The 23623-nt window shown below is 73.0% G+C and carries 17 protein-coding genes and 1 tRNA gene; 8 read left to right on the top strand and 10 right to left on the bottom strand.

What is annotated here, in order from left to right:
* The first annotated feature begins 38 nt into the window (after positions 1-38).
* The 5 genes from ACI799_RS11555 (at position 39) to ACI799_RS11575 (ending at position 4891) form a co-directional block, all read left to right on the top strand.
* Positions 39-449, top strand: coding sequence for a PaaI family thioesterase (locus ACI799_RS11555; protein WP_456588606.1), 411 nt, complete (start codon positions 39-41; stop codon positions 447-449).
* Between the two features lie 164 nt (positions 450-613).
* Positions 614-1990 carry a branched-chain amino acid ABC transporter permease gene (locus ACI799_RS11560; protein WP_456588605.1) on the top strand — a complete coding sequence of 459 codons (1377 nt, stop codon included), beginning with the start codon at positions 614-616 and terminating at the stop codon, positions 1988-1990.
* Between the two features lie 3 nt (positions 1991-1993).
* Positions 1994-2992: a branched-chain amino acid ABC transporter permease gene (locus ACI799_RS11565; RefSeq protein ID WP_456588604.1), complete on the top strand. Its 999-nt coding sequence runs from the start codon at positions 1994-1996 to the stop codon at positions 2990-2992.
* Positions 2982-3989, top strand: a complete 1008-nt coding sequence (locus ACI799_RS11570; RefSeq protein WP_456588603.1) for an ABC transporter ATP-binding protein — start codon at positions 2982-2984, stop codon at positions 3987-3989. The genes ACI799_RS11565 and ACI799_RS11570 overlap by 11 nt, the downstream gene beginning before the upstream one ends.
* A complete protein-coding gene (locus ACI799_RS11575) occupies positions 3986-4891 on the top strand; it encodes an ABC transporter ATP-binding protein (RefSeq protein WP_456588602.1) in 906 nt (301 codons plus the stop codon). Before ACI799_RS11570 ends, ACI799_RS11575 begins: the two co-directional genes overlap by 4 nt.
* A 378-nt stretch (positions 4892-5269) precedes the next feature.
* On the opposite strand, the gene ACI799_RS11580 is transcribed toward ACI799_RS11575, so the two are convergent.
* Both ACI799_RS11580 and ACI799_RS11585 read right to left on the bottom strand, forming a co-directional pair.
* Positions 5270-6610, bottom strand: coding sequence for an ABC transporter substrate-binding protein (locus ACI799_RS11580; RefSeq protein WP_456588601.1), 1341 nt, complete (start codon positions 6608-6610; stop codon positions 5270-5272).
* A 234-nt stretch (positions 6611-6844) separates the two neighbouring features.
* Positions 6845-7444, bottom strand: coding sequence for an ANTAR domain-containing response regulator (locus tag ACI799_RS11585; RefSeq protein WP_456597702.1), 600 nt, complete (start codon positions 7442-7444; stop codon positions 6845-6847).
* Between the two features lie 79 nt (positions 7445-7523).
* Between ACI799_RS11585 and ACI799_RS11590 the strand changes: the two genes are divergently transcribed.
* Positions 7524-7597, top strand: a tRNA-Leu gene (locus ACI799_RS11590).
* An 8-nt stretch (positions 7598-7605) separates the two neighbouring features.
* Here the strand turns inward: ACI799_RS11590 and ACI799_RS11595 are convergent.
* On the bottom strand, positions 7606-8934 hold the full coding sequence (locus ACI799_RS11595) for an MFS transporter (RefSeq protein ID WP_456613112.1): 1329 nt from the start codon (positions 8932-8934) through the stop codon (positions 7606-7608).
* Between ACI799_RS11595 and ACI799_RS11600 the strand changes: the two genes are divergently transcribed.
* Both ACI799_RS11600 and ACI799_RS11605 read left to right on the top strand, forming a co-directional pair.
* Complete coding sequence (locus tag ACI799_RS11600) at positions 8933-9940, top strand: DUF5937 family protein (RefSeq protein ID WP_456613113.1); 1008 nt, start codon at positions 8933-8935, stop codon at positions 9938-9940. The genes ACI799_RS11595 and ACI799_RS11600 overlap by 2 nt on opposite strands.
* Positions 9941-9961: 21 nt before the next feature.
* The gene (locus ACI799_RS11605; protein ID WP_456613114.1) at positions 9962-11539 is read left to right on the top strand and encodes a pyridoxal-dependent decarboxylase; all 1578 of its coding nucleotides are present in this window, start codon (positions 9962-9964) and stop codon (positions 11537-11539) included.
* Positions 11540-11555: 16 nt separating this feature from the next.
* Here the strand turns inward: ACI799_RS11605 and ACI799_RS11610 are convergent, their stop codons facing one another.
* The 7 genes from ACI799_RS11610 to trpB form a co-directional block, all read right to left on the bottom strand.
* Positions 11556-12434 (bottom strand): acyl-CoA thioesterase, encoded by an 879-nt coding sequence (locus tag ACI799_RS11610; RefSeq protein WP_456588596.1) that lies wholly within the window; start codon positions 12432-12434, stop codon positions 11556-11558.
* A complete protein-coding gene (gene pyk, locus ACI799_RS11615) occupies positions 12431-13846 on the bottom strand; it encodes a pyruvate kinase (protein ID WP_456588595.1) in 1416 nt (471 codons plus the stop codon). The genes ACI799_RS11610 and pyk overlap by 4 nt, the downstream gene beginning before the upstream one ends.
* Positions 13847-13959: 113 nt before the next feature.
* Entirely contained in the window at positions 13960-15450 is a 1491-nt protein-coding gene (locus tag ACI799_RS11620; RefSeq protein WP_456613115.1) for a glutamate synthase subunit beta, read from the bottom strand.
* Positions 15443-20107 (bottom strand): glutamate synthase large subunit, encoded by a 4665-nt coding sequence (gltB, locus tag ACI799_RS11625; RefSeq protein ID WP_456613116.1) that lies wholly within the window; start codon positions 20105-20107, stop codon positions 15443-15445. Before gltB ends, ACI799_RS11620 begins: the two co-directional genes overlap by 8 nt.
* Before the next feature lie 358 nt (positions 20108-20465).
* On the bottom strand, positions 20466-21407 hold the full coding sequence (gene lgt, locus ACI799_RS11630; protein ID WP_456588592.1) for a prolipoprotein diacylglyceryl transferase: 942 nt from the start codon (positions 21405-21407) through the stop codon (positions 20466-20468).
* Positions 21404-22204, bottom strand: a complete 801-nt coding sequence (gene trpA, locus ACI799_RS11635; RefSeq protein WP_456588591.1) for a tryptophan synthase subunit alpha — start codon at positions 22202-22204, stop codon at positions 21404-21406. Before trpA ends, lgt begins: the two co-directional genes overlap by 4 nt.
* Complete coding sequence (gene trpB / locus ACI799_RS11640; protein ID WP_456597693.1) at positions 22201-23550, bottom strand: tryptophan synthase subunit beta; 1350 nt, start codon at positions 23548-23550, stop codon at positions 22201-22203. The genes trpA and trpB overlap by 4 nt, the downstream gene beginning before the upstream one ends.
* Positions 23551-23623 lie beyond the last annotated feature (73 nt).

The raw sequence follows: 23623 nt of genomic DNA on the forward strand, positions 1-23623 counted from the left end.
CAGAACCGGGGCGCCGACCGCTGGCTACGGTGCCAGCCGTGACCACCCCTCCCCCGGACTGGCTGCCCGACGGCATCAGCAGCCCTCTCGACGACAAGCTCGGCGTGCGGATCACCGACTGGAACCCCGACCGGCTGGTCGCCACGATGCCGGTCGCCGGCAACGAGCAGCCCTTCGGTCTGCTGCACGGCGGGGCCACCTGCACGCTCGCCGAGACGATCGGGTCCATGGCCGCGGCCGTCGGCGCCGGCCCGGACCGGCAGGTCGTCGGCATCGAGCTCAACGTCAGCTATCTCCGCGCGGCGACGGCCGGCACGGTGACGGCCGTCTGCACGCCGGTGCGCCGTGGGCGGACGCTCTCGACCTTCCTGATCGACATCACCGACGACCAGGGCCGTCGGACCGCCACCGCGCGGCTGACCTGCATGTCGATGGCCGCGCGGGGCTGAGCCCGCCGGATCGGCCGCGTCCCCCGCCCGGTCTACATCTCGCGACTGTCCGCAACGCCCGCAGCACGGCGTGTCGCGGAAAGGTCACAGCTCGGCGCACGGTGGCGGCTTGACCGCGCAACTGCGTTAGGTTCCTGCCTCAACGAATCCGCCGAGGAGGTCGAGTGACGCACCCGACGGACCGTGTCCGCCGGCACGGTCGACGATGCAGGCCCGCACGCGCGTGGTCTGGGAAGCCGGCCGGCACACCGGGGAGCGGCGGCCTCACGGCCCTGCGCCTGCTGCTGGTCGCGCTGTTCACCGCCGGCCTCGCCACGCTGACCCCGGGCGCCGCGCACGCAGCGGAGGACCCGGCGGAGACCGCGAGCGAGCAGGTCTCCGGCACCCTGCGCACCAGCCTCAGCGGCCCCATCGAGGGGGTCGAGGTCGTCGTCACCACGCCGGACGGCGACGAGGTCGGCACCGACGAGACCGACGAGAACGGCCGGTTCGCCGTCGAGCTGCCCGGCCCCGGCGAGTACACGGTCACCGTCCCCGAGGACGCGCTCCCCGAGGGGGTCGAGTTCAACTCGGGCAACAGCCGGACCGTCACCGTCGACCCCGGTCGCAACCAGGGCGTCATCATCGGCCTCGACGACGGCAGCCGGAACTCCGGCGGCGGCACGGTCCGGTGGGTCCAGCTGCTGGTGGACGGCCTGCGCTTCGGCCTGCTGATCGCCATGGCCGCGGTCGGCCTGTCGCTGATCTTCGGGACGACCGGCCTGACCAACTTCGCGCACGGGGAGCTGGTGACCATCGGCGCCATCGCCGCCTGGTTCATCAACGTCGAGGGCGGGGTGCCGCTGATCCCGGCCGCGTTGCTGGCGATGGTGATCGGCGCCGTCGTGGGCCTGCTCAACGAGCGCCTGCTGTGGCGGCCGCTGCGCCGCCGGGGCACCGGCCTGGTGGCCGCCCTGGTCATCTCGATCGGCCTCTCGCTGCTGCTGCGCTACGCCTACCAGATCTTCTTCGGGGGCAGCTCGCAGGCGTACGCCGACTACCGCGGGCAGCGCGCCGTCGACTACGGCCCGTTCAACATGACCGACAAGGACCTCTACTCGATCGTCATCGCGCTGGTCGTGCTCCTGCTGGTCGCGCTGATGCTGCAGCGGACCACGATGGGCAAGGCGATGCGCGCGGTGGCCGACAACCGCGATCTCGCGGCGTCGTCGGGCATCGACGTGAACCGGGTGATCCTGGTCGTCTGGATGATGGGCGGCGCGCTGGCCGCGCTGGGCGGCGTACTGCTCGGGCTGTCCGACGAGGTCCAGTGGGACATGGGCTTCCGGCTGCTCCTCCTGATGTTCGCCGGGGTGACCCTGGGCGGGCTCGGCACCGCCTACGGCGCGCTGGTCGGGAGCATCGTCGTGGGCGTCTTCGTGCAGATGTCCACGCTGGTCATCCCCAACGACGTCAAGTACGTCGGCGGGCTCCTGCTGCTGATCGTGATCCTCATGGTCCGACCGCAGGGCATCCTCGGCAGCCGGGTTCGGGTGGGTTGAGCAATGGGTGAGTTCATCGACGCGCTGGCGATCGCGGTCAAGGCAGGGATCGGCTTCCAGGCCGTCTTCCTGGCCCTCCTGGCGCTCGGCATCAACATGCAGTTCGGCTACGCCGGCCTGCTCAACTTCGGCCAGATCGCCTTCGCCATGGTCGGCGCCTACGGGATCGCGGTCTCGGTCAGCCAGTGGGGGCTGAACTTCTGGGTCGGGGTCGCCATCGGGCTCGCCGCCGCGGTGGTCCTGGCGCTCCTGCTGGGCCTCCCCACGCTGCGGCTGCGCGCGGACTACCTCGCCATCGCGACCATCGCGACGGCGGAGGGGCTGCGGCTGCTGTTCCGCTCGGTGTCGGCGACGCCGGTCACCAACGGCTCCCGCGGCATCTCCGGCTTCAACCGCGGCTTCGTGGAGCTGGCCCCGTGGGACACCAGCCGCCGCTACCGCCTGCTCGGCACCTTCTGGAGCGGTGCGGACCTGTGGGTGACGGCGGTGGGCTGGACGCTGGTCGCCCTCGGCTGCCTGCTGGTGTGGGGCCTGGTCCGCAGCCCGTGGGGCCGGGTCGTGAAGTCGATCCGCGAGGACGAGGACGCCGTCCGCGCGCTCGGCAAGAACGTGTACGTCTACAAGATGCAGGCGCTGGTCCTCGGCGGCGTCTTCGGTGCCCTCGGGGGCATGGTCTACGCCCTCGGCACCGGGTCGGCGACCCCGGACCAGTACCAGAACGCCAACACGTTCCTCGCCTACGTGGCGCTCATCCTGGGCGGCGCCGCGCGCGTGCTCGGGCCCGTCGTGGGCGCCATGCTGATGTACTTCATCATCCAGTTCGCCGACTCCGGTCTCCGGAGCATGATCGAGACCGGTGTCATCCCCGAGGGCCTGCTGTCGACGACCGACGTCGCCCAGATCCGCTTCGTCATCATCGGTCTCGGGCTGATCCTGCTGCTGGTGTTCCGCCCGCAGGGGATCTTCGGCGACCGACGAGAGGTGATGCTCGATGCCCGCTGAGCCCATCCCCACCGGCGCCACGGCGTCCGGCGCCACGGCGTCCGGCGCCCGCATGCTGGCCCGCGAGGCGCTGCGCGACGTCCCCTGGGAGATCGGCGTCGCCAAGCCGGACCCGACGATCGTCGTGGACGGCGTGACCCGCACCTTCGGCGGGCTGACCGCCGTCTCGGTCGACCACCTGGAGATCCAGCGCGGCGGCATCACCGGCCTGATCGGCCCGAACGGGGCCGGGAAGACCACGCTGTTCAACCTGCTCACCGGGTTCGACCAGCCCGACGGCGGGACCTGGTCCTTCGACGGGCGACCGCTGGGCAAGCTGGCGTCGCACCAGGTGGCCCGGCTCGGTGTCGTGCGCACCTTCCAGCTCACCAAGGCGCTGTCCCGGCTCACCGTGCTGCAGAACATGCTGCTCGGCGCCCAGGGCCAGAAGGGCGAGGGCTTCTTCTCGGCGCTCGTCCCCGGGCTGTGGCGGGCGCAGGAGCGGGCCAACACCGAGAAGGCGCTGGAACTGCTCCGACGGTTCAAGCTCGACGCCAAGAAGGACGAGTTCGCCGGCACCCTGTCCGGTGGTCAGCGCAAGCTCCTCGAGATGGCCCGGGCGCTGATGAGCGACCCGAAGGTGGTCATGCTCGACGAGCCGATGGCCGGCGTGAACCCGGCCCTGACCCAGAGCCTGCTCGGGCACGTCAAGGACCTGCGCGAGCAGGGCATGACGGTCATCTTCGTCGAGCACGACATGGACGTGGTCCGCGACATCAGCGACTGGGTCGTGGTGATGGCCGCGGGCAACGTGATCGCGGAGGGGCCGCCGGAGTCGATCAGCCAGAACCAGGCCGTGGTCGACGCCTACCTCGGCGCCCACCACGACGCCCCCCTCAGCATCGAGGAGGAGGACGCGCAGCTCGCCGAGGCCGAGGACACGATCGCCCGGCAGCAGGGCCGGGGCGGGGACACCCTCCGCTCCGACGGCACGCACCGGAAGGGCGGCGACCGATGACGATCGATCCGGGCGCGGGCGGGGACCCGCGCACCAGCACGAACCCCGAGTACGAGTTCGACCGGCCGGTCGACCAGGGCACCGGCGCGCCGGTCGCCGCGGGAGAGGACGGCCCCACGGCCGGCCTCTCCCCCGCCGAGCTCGCCGCCACCCGGCCCGAGCACACCCGGCTGGCCGAGGGCGCCCTGGTGCGGGGCGACGAGCTCGTCGCCGGCTACGTCCCCGGGGTGAACATCCTCAACGGGTGCGACTTCTACCTGCAGGAGGGCGAGCTGGTCGGCATCATCGGCCCCAACGGGGCCGGGAAGTCGACGCTGCTCAAGACCCTCTTCGGGCTGATCCCGGTGCGCTCGGGCACGGTGACGCTGCGCGGGGAGGACATCACCTCGGCGCCCGCGCACCGGCTGGTGTCCCTCGGTGTGGGTTACGTGCCGCAGAACAACAACGTGTTCCCCTCGCTCACCATCGAGGAGAACATGCAGATGGGCGCCTACCTGCGGCCCAAGGTGTTCAAGGAGCGGTTCGACTACGTCGCCGAGCTGTTCCCCATGCTCGGTGAGCGGCGTCGGATCAAGGCCGGCTCGCTCTCCGGCGGCGAGCGGCAGATGGTCGCCATGGGCCGGGCGCTGATGATGGAGCCGTCGGTGCTGCTGCTCGACGAGCCCTCGGCCGGCCTCTCCCCCGTCTACCAGGACGAGGTGTTCATCCGGTGCCGCCGGATCAACGCCACCGGGGTCTCGATCATCATGGTCGAGCAGAACGCCCGGCGCTGCCTGCAGATCTGCGACCGCGGCTACGTCCTCGACCAGGGCCGCAACGCCTACACCGCGACCGGCGAATCGCTGATGCACGACCCGAAGGTCATCGAGCTCTACCTCGGGACGCTGGCCAAGGCGCACTGACCCCCGCTCGGCACGCACACGGCGCCGGCACCCCGCACGGGGTGCCGGCGCCGTCGTCGTCCTGACCGGTGCGCCGCGGGTGGCCCCGGGCCCGTGGTCGCGACCCCAGGCGTGTGCAGCTGCGGCGACGACGCACGCCCGGAGCGGGTATCCGTGCAGCCGGTGCCGGCGCCGTCGTCGTCCTGACCGGTGCGCCGCGGGTGGCCCCGGGCCCGTGGTCGCGACCCCAGGCGTCTGCCACCGCGGCGACGACCGCACGGCTGCGGCGACGGCGCGCAGCGGTGCGCACTGCGACCGGGCAGACGCACAGGGGCCCGGCACCGATGCGGTGCCGGGCCCCTGGTGGCTGTCAGCGGATCAGCGATCCGCTCGCCGGGTTCAGCCGCGCGCCGGGCCGATGCCCTGCGCGTTGAGCCCCTCGATGATCCGGGCGGACTCGTCGAAGCCGATGACCACGATGGCGTCGGGGTTGAGGTCGACCATCTGCTGCACCTCGGCGTCGTAGTTCGCCGCCGTGGGGTCGTAGATGACCAGCTCGATGCTGTCCTCCGCCAGCCCGCTGCTCACCAGGTTGTCGACGGTGTTCTCCGCCAGCCCGGTGCCGTAGGAGTCGTTGCGGGCGAGGATCCCGACGGTGCTCACACCGTCAGCGATGATCTCGTCGGCCAGGGCGCGAGCCTGCAGCGTGTCCGGCGGGGCGGTGCGGAAGTACAGCCCGCCGTCGTCGTAGTTGGTGAACTCGTCGGACGTGTTCGCCGGCGAGATCTGCACGACACCGGCACCGGTGACCTTGTCGATGACCGTCCGGGTGACGGCCGAGGAGGCCGCACCGACGATCACGTCGACGTTCTGCTGCAGCAGGGCGTCGACCGACTGGGTCGCGATGTCGGTCGAGGTGTCACCGGAGTCGCGCTGGATGAGCTGCACCGGCTGGCCGAGCACGCCGCCGACCCCGTTGATCTCCTGGACGGCCAGCTCGGCGGCGGCGATCTCCGGGGGGCCGAGGAAGGCCAGGTCGCCGGTCTGCGGGAGCAGGGTGCCGATGACGAGCGGGTCGTCGGAGGTGGCGCCCGGCGGGGCTGGCGCAGGGCCCTCGTCCTCCGCGGCGTTCGCCTCGTCGCCGGCGAGCACGAACTCGGTCTCGTCGGCGGCGATCGTGTTGTCGTCGCCGAACTGCAGGATGCCGAAGCTGGCCACGGAGGGCTCACCGGGCGCGGCGAAGGCCAGCGGGCCGGAGACACCGTCGTAGTCGGGGTTGCCCCCGGCGTTGACGATCTCCTGGCAGGAGGCGAAGTCCGTGCAGGTCTCCCCGCCGAAGGTCACGCCGTTGATGTAGGGGGCGAACACGGCGGGGTCGGTGCTGCCCGCCAGCGACGCGGCGATCGCGGAGATCATGATCGCGTCGTAGGTCTCCCCGGCGTAGTTGAAGTCGACCAGGTTCGGGTCGACCTCGAGCAGCCGGTTGGTGAAGTCCTCACCCAGGTCGGTCAGGGGCGTGGTGCCCTTCATCCCGGCGAGCGCGCCCTCCTCGGTGAACGACTCCCCGAGCGCGTTGCCCATGTTGCCGTCGGTGCCGTAGACGTTGACCTGCTTCTCGCCGCTGTCGCCGCCGCCCTCGGCCGACGTGCCACCGTCCTCGTCGCCGCCACCGCAGGCGGTCAGCGCGAGCAGGGCAGCACCGGTGACGGCGATGCTGCGGGCAGTAGTGCCAGTGCGCATCAAATGACTCCCAGTGTCATCAGTGCGCCCGGCGCCGGCGCGCGTACGCGACGACCGCCGACCGGGCGCCGATCGGTGCGCAGAACCTAGCTGCCGTCCGGAAGGTTGCACCCGGCCCGAGAGGGACCGTGATGAGGTCGTGACCTCGGTGTCCGCATGGTGGAACCGCGGGCACGGTCGGTGATCGCCAGGCGACGCTGCGGCGCGACAGACCTGCCGGAACGCCGTCCGGGATCAGGCGGTGCTGTCGTCGGGCGTCGCGGTGGCCGTCAGGATCGACTCCGCGAGGGCCTTCATGCTGGTCCGCTGGTTCATGGCGGTGCGCTGGATCCAGCGGAACGCCTCGGCCTCGGTCATGCCCTGGTCGGCCATCAGCCGGCCCTTCGCCCGCTCGACGACCTTGCGGGTCTCCAGCCGCTCCTCGAGCGACTTCACCTCGCCGTCGAGCGCGGTCATCTCGGCGAACCGGCCCCGCGCCACCTCGATGGCCGGCACGAGGTCGTTCTTGGAGAACGGCTTGACCAGGTACGCCATCGCCCCGGCGTCGCGCGCCCGCTCCACCAGCTCGCGCTGGCTGAACGCGGTGAGCACGATGACCGGCGCCACGCGGGCCGAGGCGATCTGCTCGGCGGCGGAGAGCCCGTCGAGCACCGGCATCTGGATGTCGAGGATGACCAGGTCGGGGCGGAGCTCCTCGGCGCGTTCCACGGCCTGCTGGCCGTCACCGACCTCTGCGACGACCAGATACCCCTCCTCCTCGAGCATCTCCTTGAGGTCGAGACGGATCAACGCCTCGTCCTCGGCGATCAGAACCCGGATCGGCTCGCTGCTCACGGGGTGGCAGCCTATCGGCGTGGGCGCCGGCCCACCGCCCGGCTACTCTTCTCGGGCGCCGGTCGCACCTGGCCGGCACGCCCCCGTACCCCAATCGGCAGAGGGAGCGGATTCAAAACCCGCGCAGTGTGCGTTCGAGTCGCACCGGGGGCACCGAGCGGTCACCGTTCCACCGGGTCGGCCGCCCGGCGTGCGATGGCGAGCGTGAGCAGCCCGGCGACGAGGAAGGTCGCACCGAGCACCGCCCACCCCGCCGCGCCGTGCTCGACGGCGGTCGCGGTGACCACCAGCGGCGCGGCCATCGCACCGAGGGCGTAGCCGGTCTGGCTCACCCCCTGGTACGCCCCGGCGCGGCGCTCGTCGGCCAGCTCGAAGGCCAGCCCCCAGCTGCCGGCCTCACCCCACATCTCGCCGGCGGTGTGCGCGAGGGCCGCGAGCACCAGCACGCCGACCGCCACCACGACGCCGCCGAGGCCGGCCGCCGCGTACAGCGCGCACGCCACCGCCAGCATGGCCCCGGCCAGCGCCACGGCGCGCCCTGCGGTGGGGATGTCGTGGGTGCCGCGCGCGGCCCGGACCTGGAAGAGCGCGACGAGCACCGTGTTCAGCACGAGGAGCACCGAGACGGTCACCGGGGGCGCGGCCGTCCCGCCGGCCACCCAGAGCGGGACGCCGACGGTCTGCAACCCGAAGTGCATGGCGAGGACCGCGTTGAGGCCGGCGACGGCCAGGTAGCGCCCGTCCCGCAGCGGCGAGCGACCTCCCGGCGCCTGCGCGAGCGTGACGGCCGGGGTGTCGCCGCAGCGCCCCCGTACGAGCGCCGGGAGGCCGAGCAGCGGCAGGCAGGAGAGCAGCACGAGGACGCCGACCGCGCCGAGCGTGGCCCGGTAGGCGCCCGCGGTGTCGTGCAGCAGCGCACCCGCGGCCAGGCAGGTGCCCAGGCCGATGAAGACGTTGGTCACCACCCGCAGCCGCGCCCGCACGCCGACGCGGTCCGCGCCGGGGAAGCACCTGGCCAGCAGTGCGGAGCGGGCGGTGCCCTGGACCTCGCGGAACCCGACCGCACAGCAGGCGGTGAGGACGAACGCGACCGCGCTCGTCGCGATGCCGTACGCCAGCAGCGCGACACCCTGGGCGGCGGTCGCCGCCAGCAGGACGCGTTCCGCGCCGACGCGGTCGGCGAGGTAGCCGGCACCGAAGCTGCCGGCCACGCCGACGGCTCCGGCGACGACGAGCCCCAGCCCCACCGTGGTGGGCGCCAGGCCGATGACCCGGGTGAAGAAGAGCGCGCTGACGCTGTAGAACAACCCGCTGCTGAGCGACCCGGCCATGGTGGACCAGTTCAGCGCCCGGGCCAGCGGGTCGGACGGGCGCAGGGTGGAGGAGGCGGCCGCCGACCATCTCGCCGGCGCCGCCGCGATCGCGGAGGGCACGGGGCAGTTCTGCCAGCCGGAGACGGGAAGACCGATCGATGTAGCGTTGTACTTCATGATCCGCTACGAGCTGGCCGGGATGGACCTGGCGGACGTCCGCTTCGCCATCTCACCGCTCAACGAGCTGGTCTTCTCCCTGCGGGCCTGGCGCGACCCCGGCCGCTACCCGCTGCACCTGCCCTGGCTGCACCGCGTCGAGGCCGCACGCCCGGACCTCGACGGGGACCTGCTGCTGGCCCTGACCAACGAGGAGCTGTGGACGCCGGACTTCCTCACCCCGCGGCCGCACTCCCCGCTGACCCGGATCGAGGAGGAGCTCCGCGCAGTGGCGGACACCGACCCCGCGGTCGTCGTCCGCGACCTCCGCGTGCTGCACGACCCCCTGCCGCCGGCGCTGCGCGGGAGGCCGCAGGCGGTGCGCGCCCGGATCGTCGACGCGCTGCTCGGGTACTGGGAGCGATCGTTCGCCGAGGACGCGTGGCCGCGGATGCGCGCGGTGCTCGAGGCCGACGTCGTCCACCGCGGACGGGAACTGGCCCAGCGCGGGATGGCGCACACGTTCGCCCACCTCGGCGAGACGGTGAGCTTCGCCGACGGCGTCGTCTCGGTGCGCCTGAAAGCGGCGATCAGCTACACCCGGTCGACCAGCGGGGAGGGGCTGACGCTCGTGCCCACGCTGTTCGGGCGCACCGCCTCCGCCCCCATCTCGCCCGAGGAACCGCCGCTGGTCATGTACGCCGCCCGCGGGGTGGGCACGCTGTGGGAGAGCCGGCGGCTGACCTCCCCGGCGGCGCTCGCGGGCCTGGTCGGAGCTGTCCGCGCCGGGCTGCTCACCGAGCTGGCCACCCCGTCGTCGTCCACCGAGCTCGCGGTGCGCCTGGGGGTCACCACCCCCGCGGTCAACCAGCACCTGCGCGCGCTGCGCGCCGCCGGCCTGCTCCTCTCCGCCCGGCACGGGCGCTCGGTGCTCTACCGCCGCTCCGACCTCGGCGACCGGCTCGTCGCCGGCAGCGGGCCGGACGGCCCCGGTACCGCGCCCGGGTGCCCTCCCCGGTCGCGCTGAGCGACGCAATACGGTGGCACCGTGACCGAGCCCGCGCCGCACATGACGCCCGAGCAGTTCCGGCAGCACGGCCACGAGGTGGTCGACTGGATCGCCGACTACTGGACGCGCATCGCCTCCTTCCCGGTGCGCTCGCAGGTCTCCCCCGGCGACGTCCGCACGGCGCTGCCCGCGGATCCCCCGGAGTCGGGTGAACCGTTCTCCGCGGTGCTGGCCGATCTGGACCGCGTGGTCATGCCGGGCATCACGCACTGGCAGCACCCGGGGTTCTTCGGCTACTTCCCGGCCAACACCTCCGGCCCGTCGGTGCTCGGCGACCTGGTCTCGGCGGGCCTGGGCGTGCAGGGCATGTCCTGGGTGACCAGCCCGGCGGCGACCGAGCTGGAACAGCACGTCATGGACTGGTTCGCCGGCCTGCTGGGCCTGCCGGAGTCCTTCCTCTCCACGGGCAGCGGCGGGGGCGTCGTCCAGGACTCCAGCTCCGGGGCGAACCTCGTCGCGCTGCTGGCCGCCCTCCACCGCGCCTCCGGCGGGGCCACCGTCCGCGGCGGGGTGCAGCCCGACCGCGCCACCGTCTACGTGTCCGCCGAGACGCACTCGTCGATGGAGAAGGCCGTGCGCATCGCCGGCCTGGGCAGCGATGCGGTCCGGATCGTGGAGGTCGACGGCGACCTCGCGATGAACCCGGGGGCGCTCGCCGCCCGGCTCGAGCGGGACGTCGCCCGCGGGTACCGGCCCGTGCTGGTCTGCGCGACCATCGGCACGACGTCGACCACCGCGGTCGACCCGCTGGCCGCCATCGGTCCCATCTGCCAGCAGCACGGCGTCTGGCTGCACGTCGACGCCGCGTACGCCGGCGTGAGCGCGGTCGCCCCCGAGCTGCGCGAGCTGCAGGCCGGCGTCGAGTGGGCCGACAGCTACACCACCGACGCCCACAAGTGGCTGCTCACCGGCTTCGACGCGACGCTCTTCTGGGTCGCCGACCGGGCGGCCCTCACCGGCGCCCTGGCGATCCTCCCCGACTACCTGCGCAACGCCGCCACCGACGCCGGCGCCGTCGTCGACTACCGCGACTGGCAGATCGAGCTCGGCCGGCGCTTCCGCGCGCTCAAGCTCTGGTTCGTCCTCCGCTGGTACGGCGCGGAAGGGCTGCGCGCCCACGTCCGTGGGCACGTGGCGCTGGCCCAGGAGCTGGCCGGCTGGGCCGCGGCCGACGACCGGTTCGACGTCGTCGCACCGCACCCGCTGTCCCTGGTCTGCCTCCAGCCCCGCTGGCCGGCCGGTGTCGACGCCGACGTCGCGACGATGACGCTGCTCGACCGCCTCAACGACGGCGGCGAGGTCTTCCTGACCCACACCACCGTGCGTCGGGAGGTGGTCCTGCGCGTCGCGATCGGCTCGCCGGCGACGACGCGGGCGCACGTCGAGCGGGTGTGGGCCCTGCTGACCGAGGGCCACGACTGGCTGGCCGCCGACTTCGCCACCCAGGCCGCCGAGCAGGCCGCGGCACGCGCCGCCGAGCGCGAACGGGCCGAGCAGCCGGCTGCGCAGCCGGACGGGGAGCGCACCGGCGACACGGCGGGCGCGGGCCCCGCCTGAGCGGCGGGGCCGGGGCTCACCGGTCCAGGGACCGGATGAGCCCCTCCTGCGCCACGGTGGCCACGTGCCGGCCGTCGGCGGACCAGATCTGCCCGAAGCAGAGCGCGCGCCCTGCCGACGCCGCGGGGCTGTCGGTCTCGTAGAGCAGCCAGTCGTCGGCACGCACCGGCTGGTGGAACCACACGGCGTGGTCGAGGCTGGCGCCGATGAAGTCCGGCCACCCCCCGCCCAGCCGGGCGAACCCCGCCGAGAGCAGGGTCAGGTCGCTAACGAACGTCAGCGCCGCCGCCTGCACCACCGGGTCGTCCCCCAGCTCGCCGGCGACGCGGAACCAGGTCCACGACTGCGTGTGCGGCGGCGACTTGGGCGGCGCGGCGAACGGGTCCTGCTGGAAGCGCTGCTCGACGACCCGCCCCATCGCCGCCATGAACGCGGCCCGCTCGCCGTGCCGGGCCACGACCTCGTCGGTGCCCATCATCTCGTCGGGGCCGGGCGCCTCCGGCATGGGCAGGGAGTGCTCCGCCACGGCGGGCTCCCCCGCGTGGAAGTCGGCGGTGAGGGCGAAGATCGCCACGTCCTCGCCCCCGCGCCGCTGGCAGGCGATGACCCGCCGGGTGGAGAACGAGCGCCCGTCGCGGATCCGGTCGACGGAGTAGCGGATCTCCTCCGACGGGTCGCCGGGCCGGAGGAAGTAGGAGTGCAGCGAGTGCACGCCCCGCTCGCCGGGCACGGTGCGGCCCGCGGCCACGAGCGCCTGGCCGGCCACCTGCCCGCCGAAGATCCGCTGCCGCTCACTGCTCGGCGTCTTGCCGACGAACACGTCGGGCTCGCGCTCGGCGAGGTCGAGCACCGACAGCAGCGCCGCCGCCTGGGTGTCCTGCGGCCCCCCGGTCACGAGTCCGTCCCCACCTCGTGCACGCGGATGAGGTTCGTGGACCCGACCGTGTTGGGCGGGCTGCCCGCCACCACGACCACCCGGTCGCCCACCTTCAGCCGGCCGATGGACAGCAGCGAGAAGTCCACCTGCGCCACCATGTCGTCGGTGTGCTCCACCATGGGCACCAGGAAGGTCTCCACGCCCCACGACAGGGCGAGCTGGCTGCGCACCCTCGCGTCGACGGTGAACGCGAGCAGCGGCTGCCTGGGGTGCAGCGCCGCGAGCCGCCGGGCGGTCTCCCCCGTCTGCGTGAAGGTGGCCAGCGCCTTGACGTCCAGGGACTCCCCGATGTCCCGCGCCGCCCGGACGATCGCGCCGGAGCGGGACCGCGACCGCCGTGCCACCTCGGGCACCCACAGGTGGTCGCTCTCGACCGCCTCGATGATCCGGTCCATCGTCCGGACCGCGCCGATCGGGTACGCCCCGACGGAGGTCTCCCCCGAGAGCATCACCGCGTCGGCGCCGTCGAGCACGGCGTTGGCGACGTCGGAGGCCTCCGCGCGGGTCGGCCGCGAGTTGGTGATCATCGACTCGAGCATCTGGGTCGCCACGATGACCGGCTTGTTGCGCTCGCGGGCCGCCTGGATGGCCCGCTTCTGCACCAGCGGCACCTGCTCGAGGGCGAGCTCCACGCCCAGGTCCCCGCGAGCGACCATGATGCCGTCGAACGCCTCGACGATGGCATCGAGGTTGCGCACCGCCTCGGGCTTCTCCAGCTTGGCGATGACCGGGACGGAGATGTCCTCCTGGCGCATGATGTCGCGGACCAGCGCCACGTCCGCGGGCGAGCGCACGAAGGACAGCGCGATGAAGTCGACGCCGAGGTGCAGGGCGAACCGCAGGTCGCGCTCGTCCTTGTCCGACAGGGCCGGCACGCTCACCGCCACCCCGGGCAGCGAGAGCCCCTTGTTGTTCGACACCTTGCCGCCCTCGACGACGAGGCAGAAGACGTCGGGGCCCTCGACGCGGACGACGCTGAGGGAGAGGTTGCCGTCGTCGACCAGGAGCCGGTCCCCCACCCGGACGTCGTTGGCGAGGTCCTTGTAGGTGGTCGAGACCCGCTCCGCGGTGCCCTCGACGTCCTCGACGGTGATGCAGACCTCGCTGCCGGTCGCCCAGGTGACCGGACCGTCGGCGAAGGTGCCCAGCCGGATCTTGGGCCCCTGGAGGTCCGCCAGGATGGCCACGGCGTGGCCGGTGCTGTCGGAGGCCTGCCGCACCAGGTGGTAGGCGGTCGCGTGGTCCTCGTGGGAACCGTGGCTGAAGTTGAGGCGGGCGACGTCCATCCCCGACTCGACGAGGGCGGTGACCTGCTCGGCGGAGCTGGTGGCCGGACCGAGGGTGCAGACGATCTTCGCGCGGCGGGACATGGGGATAACGCTAGTGCCACGACGAACTCGGTGGCGGAGCGACCCGGGCCCGGTTCCCGCGTGTCGGTGATACCGACCGGTAGGAACCGGGCCCGGGGCTGGAGCGGGTGCTGCTACCGCAGCGCGACCGCCGTCGGGGTGACCGGCCGGGGCAACATGGACTCCCCGGTCAGCCAGGTGTCGACGGCGGCAGCAGCGGCGCGGCCCTCCGCGATCGCCCAGACGATGAGCGACTGGCCCCGGCCCATGTCGCCGGCCACGAAGACGCCGGGCACGGTGGACATGAACTCCCCGTCACGGGAGACGTTGCCCCGGCCGTCGACCTCGACGCCGAGGGTGTCGACGAGGCCCTCGCGCTGCGCCCCGGTGAAGCCCATGGCGAGGAACACCAGGTCGGCGGGGAGCTCTCGCTCGGTCCCCTCGATCTTCTGGAACCGGCCGTCGACGCGCTCGACCTCGTGGAGGAGCAGCGCGCGGACGTTGCCGTTCTCGTCGCCGAGGAACCGCTCGGTGTTGACCGAGTACAGCCGCTCGCCGCCCTCCTCGTGCGCGCTGGAGACGCGCATGATCATCGGGTAGGTCGGCCACGGGTTGCTGGCCTGGTCGCGACGGTCCGGCGGCGCCGGCATGATCTCCAGCTGCGTGACCGAGGCCGCGCCCTGGCGGTGGGCGGTGCCGAGGCAGTCGGCACCGGTGTCACCGCCACCGATGATCACGACGTGCTTGCCGTGGGCGTTGATCGGCGGGTCGTCGAGCTCGCCGAGAGCCTGGCGGTTGCCGTAGGGCAGGTACTCCATGGCCAGGTGGATGCCGGCCAGCTCACGGCCGGGAGCCGGGAGGTCGCGGCCGATGGTCGCGCCGCCGGCGAGCACCACGGCGTCGAAGTCGCCGCGCAGCTGCTCGACCGACAGGTCACCCTCGCCGCTACCGCCCACCTCGACGCCGGTGACGAACCGGGTGCCCTCGGCGCGCATCTGGTCCAGCCGCCGGTCCAGGACGGACTTCTCCATCTTGAACTCGGGGATGCCGTAGCGGATCAGCCCGCCGATGCGGTCGGCCCGCTCGTAGACGGTCACGTCGTGGCCGGCCCGGGTGAGCTGCTGGCCGGCGGCCAGCCCGGCGGGGCCGGACCCGACGACGGCGACCTTCTTGCCGGTGCGCTCGACCGAGGTCTGCGGCTGCACCCAGCCCTCGTCCCAGGCGCGGTCGATGATCTCCCACTCGATCTGCTTGATGGTGACCGGCGACTCCTGCAGGTTCAGCACGCAGGAGCCCTCGCACGGCGCCGGGCAGAGCTTCCCGGTGAACTCCGGGAAGTTGTTCGTCGCGTGCAGCCGCTCGATCGCGTCGTGCCAGTCGTCGCGGCGGGCGAGGTCGTTCCACTCCGGGATCAGGTTCGCCACCGGGCAGGCGTGGTGGCAGAACGGGATGCCGCAGTCCATGCAGCGGGCGGCCTGCTTGCGCACCTCCGCCGTCGGGAACAACGGGTCCTCCCCGTTCTGGCGCCGGGTGTAGACGTCCTTCCAGTCCAGGAGGCGGACCTCGACGGGGCGGCGCGGCGGGAGGTCGCGCTCGTACTTCAGGAAACCGGTCTGGTCAGCCACGTGCCGCCTCCATCACTGCTCGGTCCACGTCCGTACCGGCGGCCTCCGCGGCCCGTCGGGCCTCCAGTGCCCGCCGGTAGTCGCGCGGCATGATCACGCTGAACTGCTCCGACCAGCGGCCCCAGTCGGCCAGCAGCGCGGTCGCCACGGTCGACTCGGTGTCGGCCGCGTAGCGCACGAGCACGTCGCGCAGCCACTGCGCCGACTCGCCGTCCAGCGGCTCGACGTCCACCATCTCGGGGTTCACCCGGTGCCGGGCGAGGTCCAGCACGTACGCGATGCCCCCGGACATGCCGGCGGCGATGTTGCGGCCGGTCGGCCCGAGGATCACCGCGCGCCCCCCGGTCATGTACTCGAGGGCGTGGTCGCCCACGCCCTCGACGACGGCCAGCGCGCCGGAGTTGCGCACGCAGAACCGCTCGCCGACCCGGCCCCGGAGGAAGATCTCCCCGCCCGTGGCGCCGTAGCCGATGACGTTGCCGGCGATGACGTTGTCCTCGGCCGCGAACGACGCCTCGCGGGACGGCCGCACGATGATCCGGCCGCCGGACAGCCCCTTGCCGACGTAGTCGTTGGCGTCACCGAACAGCCGCATGGTGATGCCGCGCGGCACGAACGCGCCGAACGACTGCCCGGCCGATCCGCCGAAGGTGAGGTCGATCGTGCCGTCGGGCAGCCCCTCGCCGCCGAAGCGGCGGGTGACCATCGACCCCAGCATCGTGCCCACGGTGCGGTTGACGTTGCGCACCGGCAGCTCCAGGCTCACCGGTCGCGCGTCGAGCAGCGCCCCCTCGCACAGCTGGATGAGCGTCTGGTCCAGCGCCACGTCCAGGCCGTGGTCCTGGCCGCGCACGGCCCGCCGCGGCGTGCCCTCGGGCAGCTCGGGCACGACGAGCACCGGTGCGAGGTCGAGGCCCTGCGCCTTCCAGTGGTCGACGGCCTGGCGGGTGTCCAGCAGCTCGGCGTGACCGACGGCCTCGTCGATGGACCGGAAGCCCAGCTCGGCCAGGTAGGAGCGCACCTGCTCGGCGAGGAACTCGAAGAACGTGACCACGAACTCCGGCCGCCCGGTGAACCGCTTGCGCAGCTCCGGGTTCTGGGTGGCGACGCCGACCGGGCAGGTGTCGAGGTGGCAGACCCGCATCATCACGCACCCGGAGACCACCAGCGGCGCGGTCGCGAAGCCGAACTCCTCGGCCCCCAGCAGCGCCGCGACGATCACGTCGCGACCGGTCTTCATCTGGCCGTCGACCTGCACCACGATGCGGTCGCGCAGCCCGTTGGCCAGCAGGGTCTGCTGGGTCTCCGCCAGACCGAGCTCCCACGGCGAGCCCGCGTGCTTGAGCGAGGTGAGCGGCGCGGCACCGGTGCCGCCGTCGAACCCGGAGATCAGGACGACGTCGGCGTGCGCCTTGCTGACACCCGCCGCGACCGTGCCGACGCCGACCTCGGCGACGAGCTTGACGTGCACCCGCGCCTGGTCGTTGGCGTTCTTCAGGTCGTGGATGAGCTGCTTGAGGTCCTCGATCGAGTAGATGTCGTGGTGCGGCGGCGGGCTGATCAGGCCGACGCCCGGCGTCGAGTGCCGGGTCCGGGCGACCCACGGGTAGACCTTGCCGCCGGGCAGCTGTCCGCCCTCGCCGGGCTTGGCGCCCTGCGCCATCTTGATCTGGATGTCGTCGGCGTTGACCAGGTACTCGCTGGTGACGCCGAACCGGCCGGAGGCCACCTGCTTGATCGCCGAGCGGCGCAGGTCGCCGTTCGGGTCGGGGGTGAACCGGTCGGGGTCCTCACCGCCCTCGCCGGTGTTCGAGCGACCGCCGAGGCGGTTCATGGCGATGGCGAGGGTCTCGTGCGCCTCCTGCGAGATCGAGCCGTAGCTCATCGCGCCGGTGTTGAAGCGCTTCACGATCTCGCTGACCGGCTCCACCTCGTCGAGCGGCACGGGCGGACGCACGCCGGTCTTCAGCGTGAACAGGCCGCGCAGCGTGGCGGCTTCCTCGGACATCTTGTCGACGGTCTGCGTGTACTTCTCGAAGACGTCGTACTGCCGGGAGCGCGTGGCGTGCTGCAGGAGGAACACCGTCTCGGGGTTGAACAGGTGCACCTCGCCCTCGCGGCGCCACTGGTACTCGCCGCCGACCTCGAGGCGACGGTGCGCGGTCTCGGTGGGGTTCTCCGGGTAGGCGCGGCGGTGGCGCATGGCCACCTCCTCGGCCAGCACGTCGATGCCGACGCCGCCCAGGGGGCAGGAGGTGCCGGTGAAGTACTCGTCGACGAGCTCCTGGGAGAGGCCGACGGCCTCGAAGATCTGCGCCATCGTGTACGAGCCGACGGTGCTGATGCCCATCTTGCTCATGACCTTCAGGACGCCCTTGCCCAGCGCCTTCACCACGTTGCGCACCGCCTGGGCGGGCTCGACGCCGGTGAGGACGCCGTCGCGGATGAGGTCCTCGATCGACTCGAAGGCCAGGTAGGGGTTGACCGCTGCGGCGCCGTAGCCCAGCAGCAGCGCGACGTGGTGCACCTCGCGGCAGTCGCCGGACTCGACGACGAGGCCCACCTCCATGCGGGTCTTCTCCCGCACCAGGTGGTGGTGCACCGCGGCGGTCATCAGCAGCGACGGGATGGGAGCGCGCTGCTCGTCGCAGTCCCGGTCGGAGAGCACGATGATCCGGGCGCCGGCGGAGATGGCCTTGGAGACCTTGGTGCGCAGCTGCTCGATCGCCTCGGCCAGCGCCGTGCCGCCGCCGTTGACGTCGAAGTGACCGGTGATCCGGACGGCGGCGTACCCGGGCAGGTCGCCGTCGTCGTCGATGTGCAGGATCTTGGCCAGCTCGTCGTTGTCGATGACCGGGAAGGGCAGGTAGACCTGCCGGCAGGACGCCGGGGTGGCGGCGAGCAGGTTCTGCTCCGGGCCGAAGGTGCGGCTCAGGCTGGTCACCAGCTCCTCACGGATGGCGTCCAGCGGCGGGTTGGTCACCTGCGCGAACAGCTGACCGAAGTAGTCGTAGAGCAGCCGGGAGCGGTCCGACAGCGCGGCGATGGGGGTGTCGGTCCCCATCGAGCCGATCGGCTCGGCGCCGCTGGCCGCCATCGGCGTGACCAGCATGCGCAGGTCCTCCTCGGTGTAGCCGAAGAGGAGCTGACGGCGCACGACCGACTCGTGGCTGGGCCGGGAGCGACGGCGCTCGGGCAGCTGCGGCAGGTGCACCAGGCCGGCGTGCAGCCAGTCGTCGTAGGGGTGCTCCGCGGCCAGGGCGCCCTTGACCTCCTCGTCGGAGACGATCCGCCCCGAGGCGGTGTCGACGAGGAACATGCGGCCCGGCTGCAGCCGGCCCTTGGCCACGACGTCGGCGGCCGGGATGTCGAGCACGCCGACCTCGCTGGCCATGACCACCAGGTCGTCCTTGGTGTGCCACCAGCGGCCCGGGCGCAGGCCGTTGCGGTCGAGCACCGCGCCGATCAGCGTGCCGTCGGTGAAGCAGACGGCGGCGGGGCCGTCCCACGGCTCCATGATCGAGGAGTGGAAGCGGTAGAAGGCCCGGCGGGCGGCGTCCATCTCGGCGTGGTTCTCCCACGCCTCGGGGATCATCATCAGCACCGCGTGCGGCAGCGAGCGGCCGGACAGGTGCAGCAGCTCGAGGACCTCGTCGAAGGTCGCCGAGTCGCTGAAGTCGCTGGCGGTGACCGGGAAGATCCGGTCCAGGCCGAGCTCGCTGGCCGGGCCGGCCGGGCCGTCGAACAGCTCGGTCTCCAGCTTGGCCTCGCGGGCGCGCATCCGGTTGCGGTTGCCCTTGATCGTGTTGATCTCGCCGTTGTGCGCGATGAAGCGGAACGGGTGGGCCAGTGGCCAGCTCGGGAAGGTGTTGGTGGAGAACCGGCTGTGCACCAGCGCGATCGCCGACTCGTAGCGCTCGTCGCGCAGGTCGGTGAAGAACAGCGGCAGCTGGTCGGTGGTGAGCATGCCCTTGTAGGTGATCGTGCGCGACGACAGCGAGGCGATGTACAGCGAGCTGCCCGCGTCGACGGCGGCCCGCTCGGCACGCTTGCGCAGCACGAAGGAGCGCCGCTCCAGCCGGGTGACCCCGTTGCAGACGACGTTCCCGCCGAAGGCCTTCTCGTCGGCCCGGCCGCCCATGGTCTCGGCGACGAAGACCTGGGCGAAGTGCGGCATCACCGCCCGCGCCGTGGGGCCGAGGTCCGCGCCCTCGGGCTCGACCGGGACGTCGCGCCAGCCGAGGACGGTGAGCCCCTCCTCCTCGGCGAGGCGGGCCACGTCGTCGTACCGGGCGGCGCGCTCGGCCTCGTCGGTCGGCAGGAACGCGATGCCGACCGAGTACTCGCCGAGCGGCGGCAGGTCGAAGCCCACGCTGGCGCGCAGCAGCGCGTCGGGGATCTGGGTGAGGATGCCGGCCCCGTCACCCGAGTTCGGCTCGGCGCCGGCGGCGCCGCGGTGGTCGAGGTTGTGCAGCGCGGTGAGACCGGCGGCGACGATCCGGCGGCTCCGGCGGCCACGGGCGTCGGCCACGAAGGCGACACCGCAGGCGTCCTTGTCGTTGGCCGGGTCGTAGAGCCCGCTGGGGGCGGGCACGGCGGAGAACGGCACAGCGCTGGCGGGGGCTGCCGCGGTGGCGGTGGCGGGAAGGTCGGTCATGTCACTCCCGTCGTCGGCGCACCGTCGTCCCTCGGAGCGAGGGGTGGACGGGGGGCGGGGGCCCGGGCCGGGGGTCAAGGGCGGCGGTCAGGGGCGGCACGTGCGGAGGCGCGGGGACCGGCCGGACACAGGTGGCCCCGACCGGCAGCGGCGCGCGAGCCCACCGGTTGGTGCCGGCAGGCCGTCGTCCGCGGGGCAGCGCTGGCCCGGTCCGACACTACGACCCGACCAGGATCGCTGGCGGGTCAGCCGGAAGAGTACACAGCCGTAACACCGTCCTGACACGTCCGAAGCCGATCCGTGACGGTGCACACGCCCACCGGCCGCGGGTCGTCGCACCGGACCGGCGGTGCCGCCGTCAGCCCGTGGCCGGCGGTCGGTGATCGTCGTCACGCGCCCCGGCCGCCGAGGCCCCGGACGACTCGCCGGACGCCTCGGCCGCCGGCCCGGAGGACGGGCGGGGACCGCGGTCGACGACCTCCCGGGGGCGCCCGCGCTGCCAGACGAAGTAGGCGACGGCGAGCAGGCCGACGACGATCGAGGTGAAGACGTTGACCCGGACTCCGAAGAAGGTCTCCGCGGGGTCGGTGCGCAGCAACTCGATCCACAGCCGCCCGGCGCAGTAGGACGCCACGTAGAGCGCGAACGCGCGGCCGTGGCCGAGCCGGAAGCGGCGATCGGCCCAGATGACCAGCGCCGCGGCCGCGAGGTTCCACAGCATCTCGTAGAGGAACGTCGGGTGGAACGTCCCGAGGACGACAGGCTCACCATCCGCGCCGGTGACCGCCTGGCCCCCGCTCCACTCGTAGATGGTCAGCGCCCAGGGGAGGTCGGTCGGGCCGCCGTAGAGCTCGTTGTTGAACCAGTTGCCCAGCCGGCCGATCGCCTGGGCGACGAGCAGCCCGGGCGCCAGGGCGTCGGCGAACGCGGGCAGCGGGATGCCGCGCCGCCGGCAGGCGATCCACGCCCCCACCCCGCCGAGCGCGATCGCGCCCCAGATGCCGAGGCCGCCGTCCCAGATGGCGAAGGCGCGCAGCGGGTCGCCACCCTCGCCGAAGTACGGGCGGGGGCTGGAGACCACGTGGTAGAGCCGGCCGCCGGCGATGCCGAAGGGGACGGCCCAGATGGCGATGTCCAGCACGTCGTCGGCGTGCCCGCCCCGGGCGACCCAGCGCCGCTGGGTCAGCACGATGGCGGCGACGATCCCGGCGATGATGCACAGCGCGTAGGCGCGGATCGGCAGCGGACCGAGGTGCCAGACGGCCTGGGTAGGGCTGGGGATGGCCGCGAGGACGCTCACGCGCGCACCTCCGCCCGGCGGACGCCGTCGGCCAGGTCCCGGGTCAGCACGCGGACGCCCTCGGTCCCCCGCCCCTCGAGCAGCTCCCGCACGTACGCGGAGCCGACGATGACCCCGTCGGCGAACGCGGCCACCTCCGCGGCCTGGTCGCCGTCCGAGACGCCGAGGCCGACGCAGACGGCGAGGTCGGGCGCAGCCTCCCGGGTGCGGGCCACGAGCCGCTCGGCGGCGTCGCCGACGGTGGCACGGGTGCCGGTGACCCCCATGGTCGAGGCCGCGTACACGAACCCGCGGCAGGCGGCGGTGGTGGACCGCAACCGGGCGTCGGTCGACGACGGGGCGACGAGGAACACCCGGTCGAGGTCGGACCGCTCGGCGGCGGCGATCCACGCACCGGCCTCGTCGGGGATGAGGTCGGGGGTGATGGCCCCCGCTCCCCCGGCCGCGGCCAGATCGGTCGCGAACCGCTCGACGCCGTAGCGCTCGATCGGGTTCCAGTAGCTCATCACCACCGGGACGGCGCCGGCCGCGGCCACCGCCTCGACGGCCCGCAGGACGTCGCGCATGCCCACCCCGGCCCGCACGGCGACGTCCACCGCCTGCTGGATGACGGGTCCGTCCATGCCGGGGTCGCTGTACGGGACACCGACCTCGATCACGTCCGCCCCCGCCTCGACGGCCGCCACCATGGCGGCGATCGACCCCTCGACGTCCGGGTAGCCGACCGGCAGGTAGGCGATCAGCGCCGCCCGGCCCTCGGTCCTCGCCGCGCCGAGCCGCTCGGCCAGCCTGCTCACGCCATCTCCCCTGCGTCCGGGCCGGCCACGGCCTCGTCGTTGGTGACCCCGCCCTCGGTGGGCTGCTGATCGGTGTCCAGGCCCGGGCCCGGGGCGGCGTCGTCCCGGTCGCCCAGCCCGAACCACCGGGACGCGGTCTCCACGTCCTTGTCGCCGCGGCCGGAGAGGTTGACCAGCAGCAGCGAGTCCGGACCCAGCTCGCGCCCCAGCGCGAGCGCCCCCGCGAGGGCGTGCGCCGACTCGATCGCCGGGATGATGCCCTCGGTCCGGCAGAGCAGCGCGAAGGCCTCCATCGCCTCGGCGTCGGTGACCGGCCGGTACTCCGCCCGCCCGATGTCGTGCAGGTAGGAGTGCTCCGGGCCGACGCCCGGGTAGTCCAGCCCCGCGCTGATCGAGTGCGACTCCACGGTCTGGCCGTTCTCGTCCTGCAGCAGGAAGGACCGGGCGCCGTGCAGGACGCCGGGCGAGCCCCCGGTGATCGTGGCCGCGTGGCGGTCGGTGTCGACGCCGTCGCCGCCGGCCTCCAGGCCGATCAGCCGCACCCCGTCGTCGGGGACGAAGGCGGTGAAGATGCCGATGGCGTTGGACCCCCCGCCGACGCAGGCCAGGACGGCGTCGGGCAGGCGCCCCTCGCGCTCGAGCACCTGGGCACGGGCCTCGTCGCCGATCACCCGCTGGAAGTCGCGGACCATCGCCGGGAACGGATGCGGCCCCGCGACGGTGCCGAAGACGTAGTTGGTGGTCTCGACGTTGGTGACCCAGTCGCGGAAGGCCTCGTTGATCGCGTCCTTGAGGGTGCGCGAGCCGGTGGTGACCGGGACGACCTCGGCGCCGAGCAGCCGCATGCGGGCGACGTTCAGCGCCTGGCGTCGGGTGTCCTCCTCGCCCATGTAGACGGTGCAGGACAGCCCCATCAGCGCCGCCGCGGTGGCGGTGGCGACGCCGTGCTGGCCGGCGCCGGTCTCCGCGATGACACGGGTCTTGCCGATCCGCCGGGTGAGCAGGGCCTGGCCCAGCACGTTGTTGATCTTGTGCGAGCCGGTGTGGTTGAGGTCCTCGCGCTTGAGCAGGACCCGCGCGCCGCCCGCGTGCGCCGCGAACTTCGGCACCTCGGTGACCGGGCTCGGCCGGCCGGTGTAGTCGCGCTGCAGGCGGGCGAACTCGCTGAGGAACGCCGGATCGACCCGCATCGCCTCGTAGGCCTCGGTCAGCTCGTCGAGGGCGGCGATCAGCGCCTCGGGGACGAACCGGCCGCCGAAGACCCCGAAGTGCCCGGTGGCGTCCGGCCAGCCCGGTCGCGCCGGGAGCGAGAGGTCTCCGGTCTGCGGTGGGCTGGTCGTCGTCATGCGCACAGTGTCCCGCGCCGGGGACCACGAGCGGCGCAGGGGTGCGCGGGACGTCACCGGATCGGTCGAGTGC

The organism is Blastococcus sp. SYSU DS0753, from assembly GCF_054051175.1.

Coding starts and splice junctions, on each gene's coding strand:
- ACI799_RS11580 (WP_456588601.1), bottom strand. CDS start 6,610: ATGCGCACTGGCACTACTGCCCGCAGCATCGCCGTCACCGGTGCTGCC.
- ACI799_RS11595 (WP_456613112.1), bottom strand. CDS start 8,934: ATGAAGTACAACGCTACATCGATCGGTCTTCCCGTCTCCGGCTGGCAG.
- ACI799_RS11575 (WP_456588602.1), top strand. CDS start 3,986: ATGACGATCGATCCGGGCGCGGGCGGGGACCCGCGCACCAGCACGAAC.
- trpB (WP_456597693.1), bottom strand. CDS start 23,550: ATGACGACGACCAGCCCACCGCAGACCGGAGACCTCTCGCTCCCGGCG.
- ACI799_RS11570 (WP_456588603.1), top strand. CDS start 2,982: ATGCCCGCTGAGCCCATCCCCACCGGCGCCACGGCGTCCGGCGCCACG.
- ACI799_RS11565 (WP_456588604.1), top strand. CDS start 1,994: ATGGGTGAGTTCATCGACGCGCTGGCGATCGCGGTCAAGGCAGGGATC.
- ACI799_RS11600 (WP_456613113.1), top strand. CDS start 8,933: ATGATCCGCTACGAGCTGGCCGGGATGGACCTGGCGGACGTCCGCTTC.
- pyk (WP_456588595.1), bottom strand. CDS start 13,846: ATGTCCCGCCGCGCGAAGATCGTCTGCACCCTCGGTCCGGCCACCAGC.
- gltB (WP_456613116.1), bottom strand. CDS start 20,107: ATGACCGACCTTCCCGCCACCGCCACCGCGGCAGCCCCCGCCAGCGCT.